Below are 1495 nucleotides of genomic sequence, written 5' to 3'. Positions count from 1 at the left end.
TTGACGTCCTCCCCCGAATGAATTCGGAGGATTCCCCGAAGAGGGAACCTTCCAAACCCTTCCAGGGTTCCCCGGGAATTCCGTGCCCCTCGCGGGGTTCACGCCCGGTTCCGGTCGGGATCCGCTTCGGTTCGCGCGTTTCCGCCTCACCTCATCAGCTCACCCATTGGGCCGCGCCAATCGGCCCGCCCCGGGAGGTTCAAGGGACCACCTGCCCTCCACCCTCCCGGGCTGCGGCACTTTCCGGCCCGGAGGCCGTACTCCATGCCGCCAAGGTCAATCTTCACGCCGCCAGCCCGCTGACCGCCTGGGCTATGTTATCCGCGGCGTTCACGTCCACGTGCTTCACCCTCCTGCACCGCGGGCACCTGAACCACCGGCCTTTCGGGCGGGTCCTGATCACTTCCCCGCACCGGGAGCATGTCAGTGTGGTAAGGTCGGGGTTGACAAGCTCTACCCGGATGCCCGCTAAGACCGCCTTGTACTCGATGAACTGCCGGAGCTGGTAGTACGGCCAGTACTGCAGGCTCCTGCCGTGGTCCTTCCGCTGCTCCCTCCTCTGAGGGTGCGCCCACCTCGCTCCCGTCAGGTCCTCCAGCCGGATTTTTGTTACCCCGTGGATGATGGCAAAGTCCACAAGCATCCTGCTGACCTTGTGGTTCACGTCCGTCACCCATCGGTGCTCCTTGTCCCCGAGCCGTTTCAGCGCCCTGTATGCCCCGGCCTTCTGGAGCTTTTTGCGCAGTTGGGCATAATGCCTCCGGACGTATACCAGCTCGTCCCCCGAAAAGAAGAGCGTCTGCCCGCTGACGGAAGCCACCAGGAGGTCGATCATGCCCAGGTCCACTCCCATGACCTTTCCGCCCCGTTTCTCTTCTACCGGAACAGTCAGGGAAAGGTGGACGTACCAGTCCTTCCCGCGCCTGACCAACCTCGCGCTGCCCTGTTTAGCCCGGCCCGAGAGGAGCATCTCCAGGTATTTTTCCTGGTAAGGCTGTACCACGATGGGCACCCCGACCCTCTTCTCCAGCGTGGGGAAAGAGGCCTTCCAAACGGCTCCGCCATCCCGGGTGACCTCCCTCTCCACCCGGAAGTTCTGGTTGCTGAACGCGGGCCAGAGGTGCTTAAACCGCTTCGCCTTTGGCTTCGCTTTGATGTCGCGGATGGCCTGGTTCAGCACCGCCGACGGCAGCGGCTCGGAATATTTTTTCGCTTCCCCGGAAGTCCTGGGCCGCTCTTTTTTGTCCAGGCTCAGGTACCGGTTGGCGAAATCGGTGCACCGGTCGGCCATCAGCTGGTACATCTCACGCTTGGCCTGAGTCGGCTCGTACAGCTTCAGCTTGAGCGTCACCACTTGCTCCATCCATGCTCACCTCCTCCGCGAAAAATGTTCCGAAAAACAAAAAAAAGCGGCCGTCTTTCAACAACCGCTGAATGTCAGCCGCCTCTCATCTCCTGATTAAAATCAGGAGCATTCTTGGCGGTAGATCGTAAA

1 protein-coding gene is annotated in these 1495 nt (G+C 61.3%); it reads right to left on the bottom strand.

The window, feature by feature from the left end; all coding sequences use genetic code 11:
- Window positions 1-283: 283 nt before the first annotated feature.
- Window positions 284-1363 carry a transposase gene (locus tag J2Z49_RS14710; RefSeq protein WP_307403942.1) on the bottom strand — a complete coding sequence of 360 codons (1080 nt, stop codon included), beginning with the start codon at window positions 1361-1363 and terminating at the stop codon, window positions 284-286.
- Window positions 1364-1495 lie beyond the last annotated feature (132 nt).

The sequence above is a fragment of the Desulfofundulus luciae genome (genome assembly GCF_030813795.1).
Lineage (GTDB): Bacteria > Bacillota > Desulfotomaculia > Desulfotomaculales > Desulfovirgulaceae > Desulfofundulus > Desulfofundulus luciae.
Note: the sequence above shows the minus strand (reverse complement) of the source record. Positions and strands in the feature narration are given on the sequence as shown.